Below are 21,918 nucleotides of genomic sequence, written 5' to 3' on the forward strand. Positions count from 1 at the left end.
GGGGCCCGACAACCGGCCGAACATCGGACGTCGCGGGCTTCAACCCTGCGCGTACATGTCCCAAAAATCACACTGCTGCGTGCGTACGCCGTTGAATAGATCCGGCGGCTCGTCGAGCAGCGCGCCGTTGTCGTCCGCGGCCACGTACGCCGGCCAGGTCAGGTCCGCGCCGGCCGGGTCGCCCGTCGCCGCGAAGCGGGCCCACGCCCCCTGCAGCCGCTGCGAGATCGCCAGGTCGTCCGCGTTCGGCTCGTACTGCAGCGGCTCGGGCAGCACCGCCCCCCAGGCGGCGAACACGTAGATCAGCTCGAGCCCGTGGAACGCCGCCTTCGTGGCATTCGGCTGGGCGTCGTAGCCGTCGTAGGCGAAGTGGTAGCGGAACACCGGCGCGTCCTGCCCGGCGTCGGCCGCCCGCGCGGCCCGGCGCGCCCCGCAGATGAACTTCAAATCGGAGGTGAGCGCCACGTAGGCCGCCTGCCCGTCGCCTTCGTAGTCGGCCGCCGGGTACTGCGCCAGCACCATCGCCGCCAGCGGCCCGAAGGTCGCCTGCACCAGCGCCTCGTACTGCGCCACAGTCAGCGGCGGCACCCCCTTGGCCGTCTCGTCGGCGTTGGCCCCGAACATCAGCGGCATCTCGTTATGTGTCCCTTCGGACATGGCCTCGAGGGCAGGCTTCGGGATCACCGCCCCGTCGACGTGCGGCCCCCAGCCCTGCCCGAGCGCCGCCACGTCGGGGTAGCCGTCGGGCTGCAGCGTCAGGATGTCGGCGACCGCCAGGCCGCGCAGGCACGCCGCCGGATCGGGCGCCGCGGCGCAGCCCGACGCCTGCAGCCACGGCGCGACGATGTCGGCCTCGTACTTCGCCAGCGTCCGCTCGTTGCACGACCCGCTCTGCACGATCGCCCGCTGGAACAGCCCCGCCGCGCGCGGCGAGCCGATCAGGCTGCACGTGTTCACCGCCCCCGCCGACTCGCCGAACAGCAGGACGCGCTGCGGATCGCCGCCGAAGCCGGCGATGTTGTCCTGCACCCACCGCAGCGCCAGCACCTGGTCGAGCAGCCCGTAGTTGCCCGACACCTGCTCCGACGACTCGGCCGCCAGCGCGTCCGCGGTCAGAAAGCCGAGCGCGCCGAGCCGGTAGTTGAGCGTCACCACCACCACGTCCTGCGCGGCCGCCAGCGCCGCCCCGTCGTACAGCGGGTCGTCGCTGCCGCCGGTCGCGTTGCCCCCGCCGTGGATGAACACGAGGACAGGTCGCTCCCCGCCGCCGGTCGCCGGCGTCCACACGTTGAGCGTCAGGCAGTCCTCGTCGCCGAGCATCGCCACCACGTCGCCCTGCGCGTTCTTCTCGACCTGCGGGCAGCGCGGTCCGAGCTCGTTCGCCGGCGTCAGTCCAGGCGCGCACAGGCGCGGCTCGGGCGGGCGCAGGCGCAGGTCCCCGAGCGGCGGCTCGGCGTAGCGGATCCCGCGGAACGCGACGACGTCGGCGAGCTGCTGGCCCTCGAGCGCCCCGCCGGTCGTCTGCACGATCGTCGGCCCCGGCGCGACGTCGGCCCCGCAGCCGCTCGGCCCGACGCTCGTCGGCGCGTCACCGGTGGAGTCCGGGCCCGTCAGCCCCGTCGTCGATCCATGCGTGGTCGGCTCGGCGGTCGTCACCGGGCCCGAGGCATCGCCGGTCGCGCTCGTCGTCGTCATCGGCTCGAGCGCCGTCGAATCATCCGTCCCGCTGCTCGACGCCGCGGTGCTGCAGCCGAGCACCGCGGTCGCCATCCACACCGCCCAACCTTCGCGCGTCGCCATCGCCCGCAGGATGGCCGGCCGCCTCTCGCCGCACAAGCGCGACGGCCTCGCGCCGCGCCGGAGGATCTCGTCGAGCGCCCGAACCCGCCCGCGCGCGGACCTCTCCTCGCGCGGCGACCTCGCTCGGTCGCACGGCCGCTCCAGCGTGTTCAGCGAGGCGGGCGGACGCAGGCGGCGCACCCTGCTCCAGCGCTGTGCGGTTCGACTCTCGAGCCGGCCGCACCCGCTGTCACAACAACGAACCCGAGCGCGCGGTGCACGACCACGCGCCGAAGAACGTGTACTCGCGCTTGCACTCCGCCAGATACGACCCGCCCTTGGTCTGGAACTGGTAGGTCCGCCCGGTGACGCCGGTCGAGTGCCCGTTCGGCTCGGCGTTGCCCGCCAGCTTGCACGCCTCCGGCGTCTGGTTGAGCGCCTTGCACACCGCGTTGCGCGCCTCGCCCTGCGTCTCGCGGAAGTTCTGCGCATTCACGTACCCCTGGTAGCCGATGAACAGCGAGATCGCGAAGATGAGGTACCAAATGAACTGGCGCATGGCGGGCATGGTCGCACATCGCTCGCGCCCGCGACAGCCCCCCGAACCGCGTTCGACCCCGACGCGGCCGCAGCGCTGCGGCCCCTTGCCACCGGACTCAGAAGCGCACCGTCAGGCGCAGCGTCCCGAGCAGATAGCCCGGCGTGAGGTTCAGCGACTTCAACTCGGCGAAGCGGACGTTGTAGCGGAACTGGGCCCCGAAGCTCAGGTGCCGCCGCACCAGCAGATCGACCGCCAGGCCGAGGTACATCTCGCCGATCGTCGTGACCTCGCAGATCCGCGCGCTGTTGCACTTCAGCCCGACGTCACACGCACCGTTGGCCATACACGCTTCGCCGCGCTGCCCCGTCACCCCGCCCGTGGGCGTCACCACCCGCAGGCCCGCCACCCCGACCTCGATCAGCGGCAGGAAGCGCCCCAGGTCGAGCGCGAACACCGGACCGACGCCGTAGCTCATCACGTGAATCGTGCCCGGCGGCGCCGTGCGCACGACCTCCATGTCCATCTGCGCCCGCTCCTCGCCGACCGGGTGCCCCGAATAGACCCCCATCGCGCGCACCCAGATCCAGCGCCACGCCTGCACGTCGAACTCCGCGCCCACGCCCGCCCCGTGCAGCCGCGGCGCCTGGTTGTTGCCCGTCGTGCGGCCCTGGAACGGCAGCCGCAACATCGCGTAGGTCGGCGCGACCGTCAGCGCGAACCGCCGCCGCGCCGACCACCCCTGACGAATGTCGGGCCGGGTGCGCGGCGGCGCGGTGCCGATCTGATTGTTCGGCGGCCGCATGAATGGGGCGTCGTTCGGATCGATCGGCGGCGGGGGCACCTCGTCCGCCGCCAGACTCTGCACATTCGCGGTCCCATCATTCGCGCGCCCAGCGGCCGGCGCGACCCGGGGCCGCGTCTCGACAGGCTTCGCCTCGCCCTGCGACGCCGCCGGCTTCGCCTCGCCCTGCGGTGCCGTCGCGCCCGACTCCACCGGGCCAGCGTCCGCGTCGGCCTGCCCCTCGGCCTCGGTCGTCGGCGGCTCCCACGGCGGCAACTCGGCCGCCTCGGCCGCCGCGGACATCCCCAGCACGAAGACCAGCGCCGCGAGCGAGTGCCGCCCGGATCCCTGTGTGCGCACGCCGGGCAATCCTGCCCCAGGCTACCACGTCGCCGCTCCGCGCGTGAACCGCTCGCCGAGCCCCGTGTAGGGTAAAATCCCACCGGCTATCAGAAAGCCTCCCCGGCTCCGTGCACGGCCGAATTCCGCCCCCACGAGCCGCCGGCAAAGCAGCCTCTCGCGGACCCGCCGCCCCTCGCGCCCGCAAGGGACCGACCCGATTCGGAGCGGGTAGCTCTACGAACATGTCCCCGAGGACATGCTTAAAAAACCTTCTCTCTCAAACATGTCCTTTTTGACATGTTCATTCAGACATGTTCTGAAGCATCGAACGGTCGAACGATCGAGGCGCGACGGCCCGCCGAGGGGGCACGCTCACCGACGCCCAGACCAGGCACCCCGACCGAGGTCCCACCCTGCACGCGCGAACCGCTCCATCCGGTGCCGTCGGCCTCTCCTCGACAACCTCGCATCGCCCCTTGCTCGTCGCATGCGCGCCCCGAACGAGCTCCGAGCGGCTCGCGCGAATCTGCTGCGCCCGCGATACTCTCGCCTCACCCCTCGCTCACGCACACCGCAGCCCCGTGCCACGCCGTGCAGCGGCCTTTTTCGCACGGGTTCTCCTCGTCGCACGACGTGAAGCAGGCGTTGCTCGCGAACGCATGCACCTGTCCTTCCGGACAGCCCGGCGCGAACAGCGGGTCATGGCGCACGCACCCCAGCAGCGCCTCGCAGGCCTCCTCTCCCGCCCCGGAGTGTGCCGCCTCGCACGCCGGGAACAGCGCGGCGTCGCCCCACATCTCGTCGCAGACATCGCAGCGACACAGCGCGTCGGGCGGCCGCGTGAACGTCAGCCGCCGCTCCGGCGCCTCCGGACGCGCCCTCACCTCGACCTGCAGGCGCTCGCCTTGCCAGCGGATCTGCAACTCACCGCCGCCGTCGAGCCGATACAGATGCGCCATCAACGGCGCCCCGACAACCAGCGGCGTCACCAGCGTCATCCCCGTCGCCGTCGTCATGCGCATCGCCGCCGGCGAGCCCCCTTCGATCACCTCGATCTCGCGGACCGGCTCGACATCGTCGGGCGCCGACAGCCGCAGCTTGAGCCAGCCGCCGAGGTGCTGCGCCGTGCCGGTCGCCCACCCTGCGAACGGCACCGCCTCCGCCGCCTCCCACGCCCGCTGCGTCGGCGCGTAACCTGTCCCTTGGGGCATCCCCGGCTCCGGCGCCCGCGGCGGCAGCGGTCGCCCCAGCCGCTCGGCCAGCACCTCCGCGACTGCCTCGTGGCCGCGCGCGCTCATGTGAAAATCCCCGTCGAGGAACGCCCCCGGCTGAGCTGCGCGCAGCGCCGCGGTCGCGTCGACGCTGCGGATCCGCAGCGCCTCCGCCTCGGCCACCAGATCGGTCAGCAAGCTCTGCGACGACCGCATGTCGGGCCCTTGCGCGACCCCGTACTTCGCCCACTCTCCCCCGTCGACCTGCACGTCGAGCGGCAGCGCCACCACCACCAGCTCAGCCCCGTGGCTCGCGCACAGCGCCTGGAACTCCGCCAGATACGCCGCGAACACCGACTCCGGCCGCAGCCTGGGCGCGCTGCGGGCCAGCTCCACCATCACCGCCTCGCGCGACTCGGTCAGCGTCGCCGCGGCCGCCTGCAGCTCGCGCAGCCGGGCCGCCTGCGCCCTGACGAGCTTCCGCTGCTGCCTTTAAAAGCCTCGCGAACAGCCACCGCGTGACGGAAGAGCTCTGCAGTCCGCGCCATCGATCGCCCGCTCACTGCCTTCCGACCGTCGACGATGTCACCCGGCCGACCTGCTTCATCGCGCCAGAACTGCTCCGAATCGCCGGCCCGCGACACCTCCGCGAGCGCGCGCTGCCCATCCTGCTGCCCCCGCAGCTCGTCCTCCGCCTCGACTTGCGCGCGCGAAGCCCCGCGACGCTCGCCCGGCGCCGCCGCCCCCTCCTGCGCCTGCGTCCGCACGCTCGCGGGCACGAGGTCCTCCCAGCCGCCCTCCGACGGCGTCCCCGGATCGAGCAGCCCCCCGCCTCGCCGCGATTCGTCGCGCGCCCATACAGCCACCGGCGCAACGCATACACCGCGTGCGACCGCGACATCAGCCACCCCCGCCCCGGGAACTGCGTCACCTCGTCCGGCATCGTCTCGCGCCGCACCGCCCAGCCGTCCCACACCGCGTGCCGCTCGCCGTTGGCCCGTGCCAGCTCGAACGGGTCGTCGACGAAGTCGAGCACCACCACCACGGTCTCGGGCCGACGCCGTCCCAACAGCTCGCGTGCGACCTCGAGGTACTCGCGCGGCCCGTAGGTCGGCACCCCCGCCCCGATCACCGGGCGACCTGTCCTTTCAGCCAGCCTGCTCGCCAGCGTCTCCCCATCCTCGACCCCGAGCCCGAACACCTGCGAATCGCCGACCACCACGATCTCGCGGCGCTGCGGCGGCTCGGGCCAGTCGGCCCCGCGATAGCCGCTGGCGTTGACGTGAATCGTCGTCCGCGGATTGCCGCCCAGCTTGAACCGCATCGACGCGCCCGGCTGCAGCCGCACCCCGAGCCGCGGATCTTCCACATACAAATTCACGTGCGGAAATGCCCCCTCGTCGCGCGCCCGGAATGCGCACTCCGTGGCCGCCAGCCCCAGCCCCAGCCCCGCCACGATCAGCGCCGCGATCCGTCGCCGACGCCGGCGACGATCGGCAGCGGGCTGCGGTGCGCGCGGACCTTGAGGCATGGGCGGAGGCCGCGCGGACCTTCGACGCCGCGAGGACCTCGCACCTTAGCACCGATGGCGCCGACCCGCGAGCCGCCGCGGCGCCGCGCCCGCTGCCCTCATTGCCGCTACGGGCAATTCATCGACGTGACCGTCTGGCCCTGCGTCGGCACCCCGCACTCGACGAAGCTGAGCGCGATCGACTGACACTTCGCCTGCCCGCAATTCTCCTGCCGCATCACGTGCGCGTGCGGCCCCGTCGAGTAGCCGGTCGAGCCCGACAGCCCGATCGTCTGCCCGCGCGTCACCACCTGCCCGAGCGACACGTGGACCTCGTTGAGGTGCTTGTAATAGCTCGACGTATTGTCGCCGTGCAGGATCACCACCAGGTTGCCGTACGGCCCGCACTCCGGCCCGCCGCCGTCGTAGCAGGGGTCGCCGGGCCCGGTCTCGTCGAAGATGTGGTGGACCGTGCCGTCGGCCATCGCCAGCAGCGGCGTCCCCAGCCCGAGCCCGAAGTCGAACGCGTAGAAGTCCTTGCCCTGGTGGCTGACGCCGCCGTCGTTGCCCTGCGTGATCTTGGCCGACATCCCGCACGTCAGCGGCAAGAAATAGCCCTCCGGCGGGGCCGGCGGCTCGTCCGTCGTGCAGGCCACGAAGCCCGAGAACACGAAGCCGTCGGGTCCGGCGATCTGATACCACAACGAGTTGCCGTCGATCGCCTCCCCCGCGACCGCCGCCACGGTCTCCACCAATTGACCGTTGGCCAGCGTCGCCACCGGCTCCTCGGCCGTCGACGGCGACGGCCGCACGTTCAGCACCTCGCCGGCCGGCACCATCACGCGCAGCCGCGGGCAGTCCGCCAGCGGATCGCCGGTCGTCGTCGACGTCGTCGACGCGAGCCCGCCGTCGCTCGTGGTGGTCGTCGCCTCGCCGCTCGTGCTCGCGGTCGGCGAGCCGGTCATCCACGCGTCGCTGATCGGGCCGGGGCCCTCGCCGCCGCTGCTCGTCGTCAGCGCCTCGGCGGTGGTCTCGACCGGGCCGGGGAACGTCGTCGAGATCGGGCCGGCGCTGGTGAGCAGCGGTTGAGAATCGCCGCACGCGACGATCGTGAATGCGAGCAACCAGCGGCGTTCGAGGCGCATGTTCTCGGGTTACCGGATCGCCCGCGCGATTTCAAGCGTCGATGCATCCACATCGACCTCTCAGCCGCGGGGCCGGACCCTCGCGTGAGGCCCTCACCGACGCGGGGTCCCCGGGCCCCGTGTTAGGCTCCGCGGCTGAACGGGATGCTCGCACCACAGCGATTTTTCATCACCGGATGTGCCAGCGGCATCGGTCGTCACGCCGCCGACGTCCTCCTCGCGGCCGGCCACACCGTATTCGCCACCGATGTCCGGCTGGAGCCGCTGCGGGACTTCGCCGCCGCGCGCGAGTGGCCCGGCGAGCGCGCCCACTGTCGCGGCCTCGACGTGCGCGACCCGGTCGCCTGGGAGGCCGTGTTCGACGAGGCCACGCAGGTCATGGGCGGCGTCGACGTCCTGCTCAACGTCGCCGGCTATCTCAAGCCCGGCTACTGTCTCGAGGCCGATCCGCTCGAGGTCGATCGTCACTTCGACATCAACACGAAGGGCGTCGTCCACGGCACCCGCGTCGCCGCCCGCCACATGGTCGCGCGCGGCCGCGGCCACATCATCAACGTCGCCTCGCTCGCCAGCCTCGCCCCGGTCCCCGGCATCGCCCTCTACAGCGCCTCCAAGTACGCGGTGCGGGCCTTCTCGCTGGCGGCAGCCCAGGAGCTGCGCCCGCGCGGCGTGGCCCTCACCGTCGTCTGTCCCGACGCCGTGCAGACCCCCATGCTCGACCTCCAGCTCCACTACGGCGAGGCCGAGCTGACCTTCTCCGGCTCGCGCCTGCTCACCCCCGACGACGTCGTGCGCGCCATCGTCGACGAGGTCCTGCCGCGCCGCCCGCTCCTCCTCGCCCTGCCGCGCTCGCGCGCCCTGCTCGCGCGGATCGCCGACCTGTTCCCGCGGACATCCCACTGGATCGAGCCGCTCCTGCGCAAGATCGGCCGCGCCCGCCAGCGACGCATGCGCGGCGAGCCCGGCTGAGGCCGCGCTTCGCATGTCCCGAGAGACAGCCGACATCGAGATGTCTCACGGGACATGCCCCGAGCGCCATCTTCTTCACCCGATCACCTGTCCCATGAGCCAGCTCCATCCTCTCCCGTGAGCCCGTCATGAGCACCGACGACCCGCGCAAGACCCCGATCGCCGCCGCCGAAGCCCCGCCGCGCGTGCGGCCCAGCGTCTATCCGCCCGAGTTCGCCCGCCGGGTCGAGGGCCGGCTCAAGCGCCCGCTCGGCGACCTGTTCGGCCTCGTCAACTTCGGCGTCAACCACACCCGCCTGGCGCCGGGCTCGTGCAGCGCGCTGCGCCACGCCCACACGCGCCAGGACGAGTTCGTCTACGTCCTCGAGGGCCGCCCGACCCTCGTCACCGACGCCGGCGAGTTCGAGCTCGAGCCCGGCATGTGCATCGGCTTCCCGGCCGGCTCCGGCGAGGCCCACCACATCCTCAACCTCACCGACAGCGACGTCGCCCTGCTCGAGGTCGGCGACCGCACCCCCGGCGACGCCGTCAGCTACCCGACCGACGACCTCGTCGGCATCTTCGAGGACGGCCGCTGGCACTTCACCCGCAAGGACGGCTCGGCCTACTGAGCGCCGCGCGAGCGGGCGGCCCCGGCCGGCTCGCACGCGCCGCCCGCCGCGAGCTCCGCCTCGCCCCGCCTGCACCGGCTCTCGGGGACATGACCCGACGCACATGTCCCTCCAGCCATCCCGCGTCCGCCGCGAAGCGCGCGGCGCCGTGGGACCGCGAGCCGCGCGCGCCGCAGAAAGCTCGAAGGCCGTCCGACCCGCGGAGCGGGAGGACGGCCTCGAACGTGGCGGAATGGGAGGGATTCGAACCCTCGGTAGAGTTTCCCCTACACAGGTTTAGCAAACCTGCGCCTTCAGCCTCTCGGCCACCATTCCATGCGCAGTCAGGTTGTCGGACGCCGCGGTCCCGGGGTCCCGCGGGGCCTCGGAACCTAGCCGCATCGCTCGCCGGTTGCAAGGGTGAAGGCACGGGCCAAGGTCACACCCCGACCGACAGCACAGCGTCTCCTTGTAGGATCTGGCGCCCCCGGCCACACTGAGCGCAAGTGTCCGCCGCCGTCAGAGATCGGATCGCCGTCGTCACCAGCGAGATCGTCACCGCGGTCGGCTGCTTCGCCGCCGGTCTGGTCGTGATCCTGGGGATCCCCGGGGTCGCCGACGGCCTGCGGGCGGCGATCCAGGCGCTGTTCGGCCGCCCGGTCCTGCCGCCGGACCAGGCCAAGGTCGCCCTCTCGCTGGCGCTGACCCCGATCGCCACCCTCTTCGGCGCCCTCCTTTACGACCGCCTCGGCCGCGTCATCGAGCCCGGGCCGCTGCCGCCCCTCGTGCCGGCCGCGCAGCTGCCCCGCCTGCCCCGGGCGGCGACGATCTCCCTCGTCTACCTCGGCGCCGCCGTGGTCGGCAGCTACACCCTCGGCTTCCTCATGCAGCTGCTGGGTGCGCCGGTCGCCGAACAACCGCTCGTGCTCGACCTGGTGGCCGCCGGCGGCCCGGCCCTCAGTAGCCTGGTGTTCTCGGCCCTGGTGCTGGCCCCGCTCGGCGAGGAGCTGTTCTTCCGCGGCTTGCTGTTCCGGCGGGTCGCCCACCGCGCCGGCATGTGGCCGGGGCTCGCCACCTCGGCCCTGCTGTTCGCCGTCTTCCACGGCAACATCCACGGCCTGGTCATCTATTTCTGGCTGGGCCTGGTGTTCGCCGGGGCCTACGTCGCCACCGGCCGGCTGTCATGCGCCGTCGCCGTCCACTTCGGCAACAACGCCATCACCCTCCTCGCCCTCCTGACCGAGCGAGCGACCGGCGGCCAGAGCTGAAAACCTGTGACCTAGCGCTCGTTTTTATCGCGCCGAAAGTCTTGCTCCCGCCCCCGGACCTTGATAGGTTTCGCCGCCCCTGCACCACCCCTGCAGGGCTTTGCATCCGTAGCTCAGCTGGATAGAGCGTCGGTCTACGGAACCGAAAGTCGGAGGTTCGAATCCTTCCGGATGCGCTGCGAGAGAGGCCCCCAAGCGGGGCCTCTCTCGCTTTCTGCGCGCGCAGATCTCGGCGGGACCTGCCCGTCAGGACAGGCGCTCGCCGGTCGATCGTCCGGGCGCGCGCCGCGTCCGCGACCGCCGACCTTCGCGTCGCTCCGTTACATGACTCTTCGGACATGTTCATAAGAACATGACTGAACGGTCATCCCGCTTCGCTCCAGCACGCGTCGCGACGATGTCACCTGCGGGGAGGCTCGCGCGCCGCGTGGGGCCACTTGCCCACTGGCGCGCGTCGCCGCCCCGGTGGTAGATTTTCGCGCACACCACCTATGCTTCGTCCTCGCGCGCTCATCCCCAGTGTCACCGTCGGCCTCGTCCTCGGGGCCGTCGCCTGCAACCTCACCCCGGACGCGATGACCACCGACTCGGGCGGCAGCGACACCGCGGCGAGCACCGACACCACGGGCACGACCGACGAGCCGACCACCGGCGGGCCGACCACCGACGAGCCGCCGACGACCACGAGCCCGGCCACCACCGACGAGCCCGAGACGACCACCGACAGCACCAGCGTCGGCACCGACACCACCGCGGGCCCGACCACCGAGACCGGCACCACCGGCCCCGACCTCGACAACGTCACGATCTACGACATCCAGGGCGGCGCCGTCCCGGAGAACACCGTCGTCACCGTCAAGGGCGTCGTCATCACCTCGCCGGTCCACATCGACGGCGACGGCAAGGGCACCATCTTCGTCCAGGACCCGATGGGCGGCGAGATGTCGGGCATCGCCGTGTTCCTCTACGAAGAGGTGGCGATGAACTTCGGCGTCAAGCCGGGCGTGATCGTCGACATCACCGGCGAGTACACCGAGTTCTTCGGCGAGAGCCAGCTGCAGGTCACCAGCGTCGACGCGATCGTCGAGGTCGGCCAGGGCGAGCCGCCCGCGCCGGCCGTGGTCGCCGCCGCCGACGTCGCCACCGGCGGCGCCAAGGCCGAGGCCTACGAGGGCGTGCTGGTCCAGGTCGAGGGCGTCACGGTCACCAACCCCGCGGTCGACATGAGCGACTTCGAGGTCGACGGCGCGCTGCTCATCAACGACTTCTTCCTGTTCCCGCAGATGGAGGAGCCCACGGTCGTGAACGGCCAGGAGTTCACGAGCATCGCCGGCCCGCTGCGCTTCAGCTACGACAACCACAAGATCGCCCCGCGCGCCGCCGCCGACCTCGTCTCCGGCATGGTGCCGCAGGCCGAGGAGCACACGATCTACGAGATCCAGGAGGGCGCGCTGCCGGTGCAGACGCCGGTGCTCGTCAAGGGCGCGATCGTCACCTCGCCGCTCACCTTCAAGAAGGACGGCTTCTTCATTCAGGACCCGATGGGCGGCGAGCACTCGGGCATCTACGTCTACATCGGCGCCAAGGCCGTCACCGTCGAGCCGGGCGACGTGGTCGACGTCGAGGGCGTGTACGACGAGTACTACGAGAACTCGCAGATCGAGGTCGCCGACGCGGCCAAGGTCGTCGTCACCGGCAACGGCGCCGTCCCGGCCCCCGAGGTCGTGTCCGCGGCCGACGTCGCCACCGGCGGCCCGCTGCAGGAGAACTACGAGGGCGTGCTCGTCACCGTCGAGAACGTCACCGTCGCCGCGGCCAACATGATGTTCAGCGACTTCGAGCTGACCACCGGCCTGTTCGTCGACGACATCTTCATCGCCAAGGCCGATTGGAAGCTGCCGATGATCGGCGACACGTTCACCGCGATCACCGGCCCGCTGACGTTCGGCTTCGACGAGGCCCGGCTGCTGCCGCGCACGCCCGCCGACATCGTGCCCTGAGCCGCGCGGGAGATCTTCGTGGACGATAGCGCGCAGCACGCGCTCGACCTTCGATACATGCGCGCCGCCCTGGCGATCGCCGAAGCGGCCGCGGCCGCCGGCGATGTCCCGGTCGGCGCGCTGGTCGTGCTCGACGGCGTCGTCCTCGGCACCGGCGGCAACACCCGCGAGCAGGGCGCCGACCCGACCGGCCACGCCGAGATCGTCGCCCTCCGCGAGGCCTGCGCCGCCCGCCGGCGCTGGCGCGTCGACGGCGCCACGCTCTACGTGACCCTGGAACCGTGCCCGATGTGCGCCGGCGCGATCGTCAACGCCCGCGTCGCCCGCCTCGTATACGGCGCCGCCGATCCGAAGGCTGGGGCCGTCCGCTCGCTCTACAACCTGTGCGACGACCCGCGGCTCAACCACCGCCTGGCGATCGTCCCCGGCGTCCTCGCCGAGCCGTCCGCCGCGCTCTTGCAAGCTTTCTTCCGCCGCGCCCGCGCCCGCGATAAAACCGGGCGGGGATCGAAGCCGCGTGTCTGACCTCGCCGCCGTCCAGCAGCTCCTGGCGCACGGGCGCCTCAGCATCGACCGCTGCGAGCGCGGCCGCACCACCTTCCTCTCGCACCTCGGCGCCGCCCCGAAGCTCGTCCCCGGCGCCTGGCTCGGCCACCGCGACCTGCTCTACGCCCTCGCGCTCGCCAACCTCAGCCCGAGCCAGCGCTCGAGCCTGGCCCGCGCCGTCCTCGTCGACCACGGCCGCGAGTTCGGCGTCGGCCGCCTGACCCTCGTGACATGTCCTTCGGGACTGCCGCACGGCGGCAGCTCGCTCCTGCTGCGCCCGCGCGGCGGCGGCCCGACCTGCCTCTACACCTGGGCGCTCGGCCCCGGCGCCGGCCTGCCCGCGTGCGAGTGGCTGCTCCTGCGCGCCCTGCCGAGCTGGGCCCTGGACGCCCCGCCGGCCCCGCTCGCCCACGCCGGCCTCGCCACCTTGCACGCGCTCGGCCTGCACGTCGAGATCCTCTGCGCCACCGCCACCTGCGCCCGCCAGATCCAGGAGCACGCGCTCGGCGACCTGCCGTTCACCGCCCACCCGCGCTTCGCCCCTCACCTCGACGGCGTGGCCCGCCCCGGCGGCGAGGAGCCGGCCACCATCCGCCTGAGCCCGCACGACGCCTTCGACCCCCGCACTTTCGGACAGGTCGCAAAGAACAGGTCCCAAGAGCCAGATCCGCCGATCGCCCTGGTCCTCGTCGACGCCCCTCCGGCCGTGCGCGCCGCGGTCGACACCTGGCTCGCGGGACAGCCGGCCCGCCGCAAGGTCGAGGTCGTCCCCGCCGGCTGCCCGGGCCGCCTCGGCCGCGACGCCCTCGCCACGCTGTGGCGCAGCGGCGGCCAGCCCAAGGTGCTCCTGCGCGGCGACCCGACCTGGACCGCCCCCGCCCTCGCGTGGCTGCAGAGCCTCGGCGCCACGGTCGCCGCCCAGCACGACGACGGCACCCAGCTCGGCCTGTTCTGAGCGACCACGCCGCGAGACCGAGAACCGCGCTCCTGCAGCCGGCATGGCCCCGGCCTCGCGATGAACCTCGCGCGCTTGAAGGCGACGCCTCCGCGACGACCTCGGACTCCGCGCCGCTCCCGTGATGCACGGCCCCCGGCCCTCGTTCCCCCGAACTGCGCGCGCGAGCCCTGATTCGCCGCCCCATGCCGCCGCTCGCAGCGCGGCCGGATCGCCTCGCGGCTCCCGCTTCGCCGCCATCGCCATGCTCCCGGCCCTTCGCGCCCGGGGACCGCCGCCGGCCGCAGCATCTGCCTCCGGCGCGGGAATGGGCCTCCACCCGCGCTCCGCGCCGGCACCCAGAGCGTTTTCGCGCATACCATCGCCGCGACCCGGCCTGGAGGCTCGCCCGGCCTTTCTTTACAATCGCCGCCAACGCGCGAATGGACAATCGACTCCCGCTGCCGCCCTGGTTGCCGCTGATCCTCGGGCTTCTCGCCGGCATCGCCGTCCTCGGCGGGCTCGAGCCCATCTATCCCGGCGCCATCGCCTTGTTGACGGGCGTCGCCGGCTACGTCCTCGGCGCGCACGCCGACAAGCAGCTCGCGCGCGCCGGTGACGAGCGCCAGGCCTTGCGCGAGGTCGAGGCGCGCAGCCACCAGTCCGAGCGCGCCCTGCACGACACCACCGCCCACGCTCAGGGGCTCCAGGCCCAGGTGCAGGACTTGACCGCGCGCCTGCAGATTGCCAGGCGCACGGTCAGGAGCTGGCCGCGCGGCTGCAGGCCGACGCTCACCAGCTGCGCAACGCCGAGCTCGAGCAGCGCAGCCTCACCGCGCGCCTGCAGGAGGTCACCACGCGGGCGCAGGAGCAGGCCGGCCGGGCCCAGGCCGCCGAGGTGCGGATCGCCGACCTCGAGACGCGCCTTCACGACGCCCAGACCGAGTCGCGCGCGCTGCAGCAGAGCGTGCGGGGCGGCGTGCCCGAGCTCGACGTCCTGCGCAACGAGCTCGAGACCATCCGCCGCGGCGCCAACGAGACCCGGCATCGCCTCACCAGCGAGCTCGAGTCGGCGCGGCGCGAGCAGGAGGCCACCGCCGCCGATCTCCAGCGGATCCAGGCTCGTCTGGCCGAGGCCCTCAACCAGCGCGACGGCGCCGTGCGCGACGCCGAGGAGCTGCGGCGCATGCTCGACGAGGGCGGCATCAGCAGCCGGGGCATCGACGCCGAGGCCGCCGCGCTGATGCAGGAGCTCTCGGAGGGCCTCGGCACCACCGCCGGCGCGCTCGAGGAGACCTCGCAGGCGCTCAACAACGTCAATGGCGGCCTCAAGGGCATCGCCGACAACGTCGAGCTGCTGGCCAGCAACGCCGAGGAGAGCGCCAGCTCGATCCTCGAGATGGCCGCCGCCAACGACGAGGTCGCCGAGAGCATGTTGAACCTCGCCGCCAGCGTGCAGGAGACCGCCACCTCGATCGAGGAGATGACCTACTCGGTCAAGGAGGTCGCCAAGAACATCGAGGCGTTGAGCTCCACCGCCGAGGAGACCTCGCTGGCGATGACGGCGATGGACACCTCGATCCAGCAGGTCGAGAACAACGCCAACGAGACCGCCGGTCTGTCCGAGGAGGTGGTGTGGGCCGCCGAGGGCGGCGTGGACGCCATCAATCAGACCATCGAGGTCATCAACCTGATCAAGACCTACTCGGCCGACGGCGTGGCCGTCATCAGCCGCCTGGGCGAGCGGATCAGCGAGATCGGCAAGATCCTCAGCGTCATCGACGACGTGTCCGAGCAGACCAACCTGCTCGCGCTCAACGCCGCCATCATCGCCGCCCAGGCCGGCGAGCACGGCAAGGGCTTCGCGGTGGTCGCCGACGAGATCAAGGACCTCGCCGAGCGCTCCGCCAGCAGCACCAAGGAGATCGCCGACATCATCAAGGCGGTCCAGCGCGAGAGCCGGAACGCCGTCGAAGCCGTGCAGCGCTCGAGCAAGTCGGTCGACGACGGCGTGCGCGTCAGCCATCAGGCCGAGGACGCGCTCAAGCGGATCTCCGACGCCGCCCGCCGCTCCACCGGCATGGTCCGCGAGATCGCCCGCGTCGCCGTCCAGCAGACCCAGAACTCCAAGCAGGTCACCGACGCGATCAACGTCGTCGCCACCACCGTGCAGCAGGTCGCCACCGCCACCAGCGAGCAGGCCCGCGGCGCCGAGCAGATCATGCGCTCGGCCGAGAAGATGAAGACGATCACCCGCCACGTCGAGCGCTCGACCCAGGAGCAGACCCGCGGCTCGCGCCAGATCACCCGCGCGATCGAGACGATCAGCGAGATGGTCAGCCAGCTGAGCAAGGCCCACCGCGCGCAGACCCAGGGCGCCGACCAGATCGTCGAGGGCCTCAAGTCGGTCAAGGAGGGCATGACCTACCAGCGCAGCCTCTACGAGCAGCTCAGCTCGAGCGTCGGCGTCACCCCGCCGCGGCGCCAGCCCGCGCGCACCATCAAGCCGGGCCCCGCCCGCATGTGACCGCGGGGGCATGTCCCCCGCGACATGTTCTTCAGGGCCTTGCCCTGTGGGCATGTTCTGAAAGGCAGGCCGCGCCGACGCGGCCGCCCCTGTCCCTCCGGACATCCGCGCCCCTGCGCACCTGTCCCTCCGGACATCCCCGCCCGCCCTCGCCCCGCGCTGCCTGCTGCGTGCGTCGCCCTCGCGGCCCCGGCCTTTGCGCACCTGTCCCTCCGGACATCTGCGCCCACCTCGGCCCGCGCGGCCTCTGCTCCTGTCCTGGCCCGGCTCGTACGTCCCCCCTCGCGGCCACCGCCCTGCGCACCTGTCCTTCCAGACATCCCCGCCCGCCCTCGCCCCGCACTGCCCCTGCGCCTGTCCTCGCCCCTCCCCCTCCCCTCGCGGCCCCCCTGCGCACCTGTCCCTCCGGACATCCGCGCCCGCTCCAGGCCCGCGCTCTCGTCCTCCCGCCCTCGCCCGGTGGCAAGTCGCCTCGCGGCCGCCGCCCTGCGTCACCTGTCCCTCCGGACATCCGCGCCCGCCATCGCCCCGCGCGCGGCCTCTGCTCCCGCCTCGCCGCGAGCGCTCGGCGGGCTGAGGCCGCCCAAGCAGCTGTCCCTTCGGACATCCTCGCCGCCCGCGCGCGCCCGCGGGGCTGCAGCGGCCGGCGATCGCTCGCCTGGCCGGGCGTCGCCGCGCCGGCGCGTGCGGGACGTCCTGGCCCGCGGCTGCGCGGCCGCGGAGGGCCCCTGAGCGGCCCGTCCGCTCGCTCGCGCGGATTGCGCCGCCGGCCCGCTCGCCCGCGCGGCGGGACACTGCTATGGTCTGCCCGTGTTCGGCATCGGCCTCACCGAGATGATCCTGGTCGGGCTCGTCGCCTTGATGCTCTTCTCGCCGCGCGAGCTGCCCAACCTGATCAAGACGCTGGCGGGCATCTACGGCAGCATCCGCCGCACCGCCGAGCAATCCGGGCCCAGGTCATGGAGGCCGACGAGCTGCGCGAGCCGATCGAGGAGATCCGCGCCGCCTACCACGGCACCAAGGCCGAGCTCGACGGGGCCCGCGACATCGCCCGGCGCGAGCTCCAGCGCGCGCGCATGGAGGTCGTCAAGGCCCAGCAGAAGATGAACGAGATCGCCCGCGAGGAGGCCAAGCGAGCGCCTGCCCTCGGGGACAGGCCCGTTGCGACAGGTCCTTCGGAGCAGGTCCTTCGACCAGCCCAGCCGCGCCCGCCGCCGCCTCGGCGACCGTCTCGACCGTGGCCGCCGAGGCCGCCCCGCGGCCCGTCCCCGTCGCGGGCACCGTCGCCTCCGCCGCGGCCGAGGCCCCGCGGCCCGTCCCGGTCGCCGGCGCCGTCTCCTCCGCCCCGCCCGAGGCCGTGCCGCGCCCTGTCCCGGTGCCCGGCGCCGTCCCGGCCGAACCCGCCACGCGCGCCGGCGTCTCGCCGGCCCGGGCCGCCAACGAGTGACGTCGCATGAGCGCCGGCCAGACCCCACCCGTCCCCGCCCCGGCGCCCCTGCCGGCGGTCGCGCCCCGCCTCCCACCAACGGCCTCGACGGCCTGGCCGAGGGCCCCGAGGGCGACCAGCCGATGTCGTTCTGGGACCACCTGAGCGAGCTGCGTAACCGCCTCGTCAAGGCGTTCCTCGGCCTCGTCGTCGCGTGCATCCTCTGCTTCGTCTACGCCACCGAGCTGCGCGAGTTTTTGGCCGCGCCGCTGCACACCGCGTGGGCCGCCGCCGGCATGGCCGGCAAGCCCGAGCTGCAGGTCCTGGCGATGATGGACGCCTTCATGACCGACATGCGGGTGGCGGTCGCGGCCGGCATCTTCCTGGCCGCGCCGATCGGCTTCTACCAGCTGTGGATGTTCATCGCCCCCGGCCTCTACGCCCGCGAGAAGCGCTACGTCATCCCGTTCGTGGCCACCTCGGTGCTCATGTTCCTGGCCGGCGCCGCCTTCTGCTACAAGTTCGTGCTGCCGTGGACGATCCAGTGGCTGCTCTCGTACACCCAGAGCACCAGCGGCGCCGAGACCACCGTCGCGTACCACCTCACGCTCAACGACTACATCCGCGACGCCACCAAGATCCTGGTCGCCTTCGGCGCGGTGTTCGAATTCCCGCTGCTGATCGCCTTCCTCAGCTTCGCCGGCGTGGTCACCCATCGCAGCCTGCTGCGGTTCTGGAAGATCTCGGTCATCGCCATCTTCGTCATCGCCGCCGTGCTCACCCCGCCCGAGCCCGTCTCGCAGCGATGATGGCCTTCCCGATGGTCGCCCTGTTCTTCCTCAGCGTCGGCGTCTCGGCCCTCATCACCCGCAGCCGCGAGCGCGCCGCCCCCGAGCCGGTCCCGCCCGCGCCCGACGACCCCGAGGCCTAGCCCCGCGCCCCGGCATCACACGGGCCGCGCCTTCGCCGGAGCGCTCGCGCGATCGACCTCGCAGATCGACGCGCCGGCGACACGTCCACGATTGACGTCCGGGTCGCCGCGCAGCGACGACGCTCGGCCCGCACGTCGACGCTTCGCAGCAGCCGGCCTCGCCCCACCTGCCCGAGAAGCGATGCCCCGACTGAACTCCCGGTCTGCCGGGCGTCGACTCGAGCTCTTTCGACGCTTCGCAGCGGCCGGCCTCGCAGCATCACCCGACAGGCGAAGCAAGGCCCGGCTGAACCCTCGGTCTGCCCGGCTCGACTCGAGCTCTTCCGACCATAGCGAGCGGACGCCTCGTCCTCGTCGACGCGTCGCGCACCGCGTCACCCGACATCACGATCGCCGGTGCCGCCGCCGCGCCCGCGATCTCGCGTCACGGCGGCACCGCAGTCCGTCGCGCTCGCCGATCTCGGCTCCGCTCGCGGTCCGCGGACGCGCTCGCCGCCCGCGTGCGCGCCGGCCTCGCCGCGGCTCGACCCGGGCTAGCGCGGCCCCGGCAGCGCCGGCCGGCGAGGGCGCGCAGGGGGTTCGGCGAGGCGAGTTTGCGCAATTTTTCGCGGTCTGCGGCCGCGGCCGAAACCTTCCCCGCGGCGCGCAACTCGCCTATTCTTTGCGCCCCATGTTTCAGCTTCGCCTCTCGCGGCTCCTGGCCGTGTTCCTCGCCGTACCTGTGCTCCAGTCCGCCTGCGTGTGCGGCCCCGGGCCCAACGTGGGCGGTTACGACGACCCCTCCGGCAAAGACCCGCCGCGCTCGCTCCAGGGCGTGAAGTTCATCGAGAGCGAGAAGGGCGAGCCCGAGGTCATCGGCTGCGCCGACGGCCAGCGCGAGGGCTTCGCCGACCTCACCCGGCACAAGCGGATCGCCGGCTGCCTCGCCACCTGGGAGGGCACCAAGAGCCTGCGCGACAAGCCGACCGGCAAGGCCTGCGGCGACGACAAGGGCGTCTGCACCTCGCCCGCCGACGCCTGCTCCAAGGGCTGGCACGTGTGCGGCTACCAGGGCAAGCACGAGGACCTCAAGCGGCACACCACCGCCAACGCCTGCAACAAGGAGGCGGGCCCGGGCAAGTTCGTCGCCGCCATGAGCCACGGCCAGACCGAGGACCTGTGCCCGCCGCCGCCGACCGCCGAGACCGTGTTCCCGTGCATGGACTCCGGCATCTGCTCCGAGCCGGTCTGCTGCGGTGACGGCTGCGCGTTCGGCAAGTGCCGCGACGCCATCTGGCGCGGCCAGACCAAGATCTCGCTCGGCAAGGCCGAGGGCTGCGGCTCCGTCACCTCCGAGCGCAACGGCGGCATCCTGTGCTGCTACGACGGCGACGGCGACCCCGCCGCGGCCGCCGGTGGCGACACCAAGACCGACGCCCCACCCGCGACCACCGACCCGACGGCCCCGACCGGCACCCCGCCGACCGGCGCTGCCCCGACCGGCACCCCGTCGTCCGCCGTGCCGCCGACCGGCGCCGCTCCGACCGGCGCCGCCAACCCTGCCACCGGCCCGGTCGACTCGACGCGCACCCCGTCGACCGCCGCGCCCGTCGACGCCGCCGGCGTCCCGACCGGCGGCCCCGACCCGACCCGCGGCCCCGCCCCCAAGAAGGCCGGCTCCAAGTAACCGCGCCTCGCGGCCGGCACCGCTCGAAAGGGCATGTTCGCCAGAACATGCCCTTCGCGCATGTGCTCACGGACATGTCCGCTGCAGCATGCCCGATCGACCAGCCCCTCCCTGGCCCGCGACAGCACTCGCCGCACCCGGCAGTTACACCGCGACAGCGAAAGCAGCCGGTGAAGCGGCCGTGTCGCGACGGACCCGTCGTCCGCCAGCGCCTCGACGCGCTGCCGAAGCTCGCGCCGCGACGCCGCGAGCCGACCGCGCCGGCATCTTCAAACCTGTCCCGAAGGACAGCAGCCCTCTTCACCGCGCCGCGCGACCTGCGACCCCGCGTTCAGCCCGCGAGCACCGCCGCCGCCCCGGCCGCTGCCTTCACGCCGCGATCTCGCCGCTGCGCACCCCGCTGACGTAGTGCGCGAGCGCGGGCAGCTCGGGGCGCATCACCTCCGTGACCGGCGACGTCGTCACGTCCGTCGCGTGCCCCCAGAACTGCAGGCGGCGCCCGATCCACTCCGCGTCGGCGCCGAGCGGCGGCAGCTGGACCGCGCGCAGGCGCAGCGCCGCGTGCTGCCGCAGCCACGCGCCGGTGCTGCGATCGCGGACGGCCACGCACTCGTCGGCCCGCAGGTGGTACTCCGTGTGCTTGGTCGCAAACACGCGATGACGGCGGCGGTTCTTCGGGTCCATGCGCCGGAGCGTGCCAAACCCGCCCGGCGCACCGCAAAAACCGGCGTACATCGACGGGCGCGGCCGACGCACCTGCTACACTCCCCGGACGTGTCGACCTCGCCGTTCGCCAACTTGCCGCGCTTCCGGCCCGGCAGCTTCTGGCTGCTGGTGGCCGCCACGGCCGCCAGCGCGTTCGTCTCGGACCTGCCCGTCGCCCGCCTGCTCCTGCTCGGCGCGCCGTTCGTCAGCGAGCCCGCCCCGTGGCAGCCGCTCACCGCGCCGTTCCTGTTCCCCGAAGGTCAGCTCGCCGGCCTCATCGGCACCGGTCTGCTGCAGTGGCTCGTCGGCAGCCGGGTCGAGGGGCGGCTCGGCACCGCGCGCTACCTCGGCCTCGTCCTCGGCGCCGCCGTCCTCGGCTACCTGGTGCTCGGCCTCGTCGGCCTGGCCGTCCCGGCCGCCCTGGCCGCGCCGCTCGGAGGCACCACCCCGGTCGACATCGCCGCGGTCGTGGCCTTCGGCGTGTTGTTCGCGCGCGACCCCCTGGCCCTGTTCGGCGCCCTGCCGGTCAGCGTGCGCAGCTTCGCCGGCGTCGTCGTCGCGCTCCTGCTCCTCGGCCCGCTCCTGCGCGACGGCTGGCCGGGCATCGTCCCCGGCCTCGTCGCCGCCGGCCTCGCCCTCGTCCTCGTCCGTCGCTGGCAAAAGCGACCCGCCTCCGGCAAAGTCGGCCCGCGCAAGCGCGGCGGGGGCAAGCGCCCGCGCCACCTGCGGATCGTCGACGGCCGCGAGCAATACCTGAACTGAAGGACATGTCCCCTTCGCCCTGTCCGCGCCGCCTCCGCGTCCCCGCTCACGCTTCGCGCACCCCGGCGCCCCGCGCTCCTCTCCCCCTTCGCCGCGCACCCTGGCGCCCCGCGTCCGCGTCTTCGCTCTCCTCCTCGCCGCGCCGCGTCCCGCTGCGCGCCTCTCCTCCTCGCCGCGTACTCCGCATCTGCGCGCCTCCTCCTCGCCACGCCTCCCGGCGCCCCGCGTCCCCGCTGCGCGCCTCTCCTCCTCGCCACGTACTCCGCATCTGCGCGCCTCTTCCTC

The 21,918-nt window shown here is 72.9% G+C and carries 20 protein-coding genes and 2 tRNA genes; 13 read left to right on the forward strand and 9 right to left on the reverse strand.

Annotated features, from left to right (window positions below; genetic code table 11):
- Positions 1–39: 39 nt before the first annotated feature.
- The 6 genes from OV079_RS25695 to OV079_RS25720 all read right to left on the reverse strand — a co-directional run bounded on the left by OV079_RS25695 (position 40) and on the right by OV079_RS25720 (position 7,309).
- Positions 40–1,800, reverse strand: a complete 1,761-nt coding sequence (locus tag OV079_RS25695) for a carboxylesterase/lipase family protein (protein ID WP_267771539.1) — start codon at positions 1,798–1,800, stop codon at positions 40–42.
- 229 nt (positions 1,801–2,029) lie between these two features.
- Positions 2,030–2,338: a hypothetical protein gene (locus OV079_RS25700; protein WP_267771541.1), complete on the reverse strand. Its 309-nt coding sequence runs from the start codon at positions 2,336–2,338 to the stop codon at positions 2,030–2,032.
- Between the two features lie 97 nt (positions 2,339–2,435).
- Positions 2,436–3,461 (reverse strand): hypothetical protein, encoded by a 1,026-nt coding sequence (locus OV079_RS25705; protein ID WP_267771543.1) that lies wholly within the window; start codon positions 3,459–3,461, stop codon positions 2,436–2,438.
- Between the two features lie 533 nt (positions 3,462–3,994).
- Positions 3,995–5,053 carry an alginate O-acetyltransferase AlgX-related protein gene (locus OV079_RS25710; RefSeq protein WP_267771544.1) on the reverse strand — a complete coding sequence of 353 codons (1,059 nt, stop codon included), beginning with the start codon at positions 5,051–5,053 and terminating at the stop codon, positions 3,995–3,997.
- A 160-nt stretch (positions 5,054–5,213) separates the two neighbouring features.
- Entirely contained in the window at positions 5,214–6,110 is an 897-nt protein-coding gene (locus tag OV079_RS25715) for a hypothetical protein (protein ID WP_267771545.1), read from the reverse strand.
- Positions 6,111–6,292: 182 nt separating this feature from the next.
- Positions 6,293–7,309 (reverse strand): M23 family metallopeptidase, encoded by a 1,017-nt coding sequence (locus OV079_RS25720; protein WP_267771547.1) that lies wholly within the window; start codon positions 7,307–7,309, stop codon positions 6,293–6,295.
- Between the two features lie 144 nt (positions 7,310–7,453).
- On the opposite strand from OV079_RS25720, the gene OV079_RS25725 reads away from it, so the two are divergent.
- Both OV079_RS25725 and OV079_RS25730 read left to right on the forward strand, forming a co-directional pair.
- Positions 7,454–8,278 carry an SDR family oxidoreductase gene (locus OV079_RS25725; RefSeq protein WP_267771548.1) on the forward strand — a complete coding sequence of 275 codons (825 nt, stop codon included), beginning with the start codon at positions 7,454–7,456 and terminating at the stop codon, positions 8,276–8,278.
- A 128-nt stretch (positions 8,279–8,406) separates the two neighbouring features.
- Entirely contained in the window at positions 8,407–8,889 is a 483-nt protein-coding gene (locus OV079_RS25730) for a cupin domain-containing protein (protein ID WP_267771550.1), read from the forward strand.
- 225 nt (positions 8,890–9,114) lie between these two features.
- Here OV079_RS25730 and OV079_RS25735 read toward each other — a convergent pair.
- A tRNA-Ser gene (locus tag OV079_RS25735) sits at positions 9,115–9,204 on the reverse strand.
- A 170-nt stretch (positions 9,205–9,374) separates the two neighbouring features.
- Here OV079_RS25735 and OV079_RS56230 point away from each other — a divergent pair.
- The 5 genes from OV079_RS56230 (at position 9,375) to OV079_RS25760 (ending at position 13,637) form a co-directional block, all read left to right on the forward strand.
- Positions 9,375–10,136: a CPBP family intramembrane glutamic endopeptidase gene (locus tag OV079_RS56230; RefSeq protein ID WP_267771551.1), complete on the forward strand. Its 762-nt coding sequence runs from the start codon at positions 9,375–9,377 to the stop codon at positions 10,134–10,136.
- Positions 10,137–10,238: 102 nt separating this feature from the next.
- Positions 10,239–10,312 (forward strand) — tRNA-Arg (locus tag OV079_RS25745).
- A gap of 315 nt (positions 10,313–10,627) precedes the next feature.
- A complete protein-coding gene (locus tag OV079_RS25750) occupies positions 10,628–12,136 on the forward strand; it encodes a single stranded DNA-binding domain-containing protein (RefSeq protein WP_267771553.1) in 1,509 nt (502 codons plus the stop codon).
- Between the two features lie 18 nt (positions 12,137–12,154).
- Complete coding sequence (tadA, locus tag OV079_RS25755) at positions 12,155–12,661, forward strand: tRNA adenosine(34) deaminase TadA (RefSeq protein WP_338088935.1); 507 nt, start codon at positions 12,155–12,157, stop codon at positions 12,659–12,661.
- A complete protein-coding gene (locus tag OV079_RS25760; RefSeq protein WP_267771556.1) occupies positions 12,654–13,637 on the forward strand; it encodes a hypothetical protein in 984 nt (327 codons plus the stop codon). Before tadA ends, OV079_RS25760 begins: the two co-directional genes overlap by 8 nt.
- 676 nt (positions 13,638–14,313) lie before the next feature.
- On the opposite strand, the gene OV079_RS25765 is transcribed toward OV079_RS25760, so the two are convergent.
- Positions 14,314–14,547: a hypothetical protein gene (locus tag OV079_RS25765; protein ID WP_267771557.1), complete on the reverse strand. Its 234-nt coding sequence runs from the start codon at positions 14,545–14,547 to the stop codon at positions 14,314–14,316.
- Here OV079_RS25765 and OV079_RS25770 point away from each other — a divergent pair.
- The 5 genes from OV079_RS25770 (at position 14,515) to OV079_RS25790 (ending at position 20,166) form a co-directional block, all read left to right on the forward strand.
- On the forward strand, positions 14,515–16,143 hold the full coding sequence (locus OV079_RS25770) for a methyl-accepting chemotaxis protein (RefSeq protein ID WP_267771558.1): 1,629 nt from the start codon (positions 14,515–14,517) through the stop codon (positions 16,141–16,143). The two genes, OV079_RS25765 and OV079_RS25770, sit on opposite strands and share 33 nt — an antisense overlap.
- 810 nt (positions 16,144–16,953) lie before the next feature.
- A complete protein-coding gene (locus OV079_RS25775) occupies positions 16,954–17,250 on the forward strand; it encodes a Sec-independent protein translocase subunit TatA/TatB (protein ID WP_267771560.1) in 297 nt (98 codons plus the stop codon).
- Between the two features lie 130 nt (positions 17,251–17,380).
- A complete protein-coding gene (locus tag OV079_RS25780) occupies positions 17,381–17,590 on the forward strand; it encodes a hypothetical protein (protein ID WP_267771561.1) in 210 nt (69 codons plus the stop codon).
- A complete protein-coding gene (gene tatC / locus OV079_RS25785; protein ID WP_267771562.1) occupies positions 17,587–18,378 on the forward strand; it encodes a twin-arginine translocase subunit TatC in 792 nt (263 codons plus the stop codon). Before OV079_RS25780 ends, tatC begins: the two co-directional genes overlap by 4 nt.
- A gap of 792 nt (positions 18,379–19,170) precedes the next feature.
- A complete protein-coding gene (locus OV079_RS25790) occupies positions 19,171–20,166 on the forward strand; it encodes a hypothetical protein (protein ID WP_267771563.1) in 996 nt (331 codons plus the stop codon).
- A gap of 369 nt (positions 20,167–20,535) precedes the next feature.
- Here the strand turns inward: OV079_RS25790 and OV079_RS25795 are convergent, their stop codons facing one another.
- Positions 20,536–20,850, reverse strand: coding sequence for a hypothetical protein (locus tag OV079_RS25795; RefSeq protein WP_267771564.1), 315 nt, complete (start codon positions 20,848–20,850; stop codon positions 20,536–20,538).
- Between the two features lie 90 nt (positions 20,851–20,940).
- Here OV079_RS25795 and OV079_RS25800 point away from each other — a divergent pair, with 90 nt between their 5' ends.
- A complete protein-coding gene (locus OV079_RS25800; RefSeq protein WP_267771565.1) occupies positions 20,941–21,633 on the forward strand; it encodes a rhomboid family intramembrane serine protease in 693 nt (230 codons plus the stop codon).
- The last annotated feature ends 285 nt before the right edge of the window (positions 21,634–21,918 follow it).

The sequence above is a fragment of the Nannocystis pusilla genome (assembly GCF_026626665.1).
Classification (GTDB): domain Bacteria; phylum Myxococcota_A; class Polyangia; order Nannocystales; family Nannocystaceae; genus Nannocystis; species Nannocystis pusilla.

Coding starts and splice junctions, on each gene's coding strand:
- OV079_RS25720 (WP_267771547.1), bottom strand. CDS start 7,309: ATGCGCCTCGAACGCCGCTGGTTGCTCGCATTCACGATCGTCGCGTGC.
- OV079_RS25790 (WP_267771563.1), top strand. CDS start 19,171: ATGTTTCAGCTTCGCCTCTCGCGGCTCCTGGCCGTGTTCCTCGCCGTA.
- OV079_RS25750 (WP_267771553.1), top strand. CDS start 10,628: ATGCTTCGTCCTCGCGCGCTCATCCCCAGTGTCACCGTCGGCCTCGTC.
- OV079_RS25795 (WP_267771564.1), bottom strand. CDS start 20,850: ATGGACCCGAAGAACCGCCGCCGTCATCGCGTGTTTGCGACCAAGCAC.
- OV079_RS25695 (WP_267771539.1), bottom strand. CDS start 1,800: ATGGCGACGCGCGAAGGTTGGGCGGTGTGGATGGCGACCGCGGTGCTC.
- OV079_RS25710 (WP_267771544.1), bottom strand. CDS start 5,053: ATGGTGGAGCTGGCCCGCAGCGCGCCCAGGCTGCGGCCGGAGTCGGTG.
- OV079_RS25700 (WP_267771541.1), bottom strand. CDS start 2,338: ATGCGCCAGTTCATTTGGTACCTCATCTTCGCGATCTCGCTGTTCATC.
- OV079_RS25725 (WP_267771548.1), top strand. CDS start 7,454: ATGCTCGCACCACAGCGATTTTTCATCACCGGATGTGCCAGCGGCATC.
- OV079_RS25730 (WP_267771550.1), top strand. CDS start 8,407: ATGAGCACCGACGACCCGCGCAAGACCCCGATCGCCGCCGCCGAAGCC.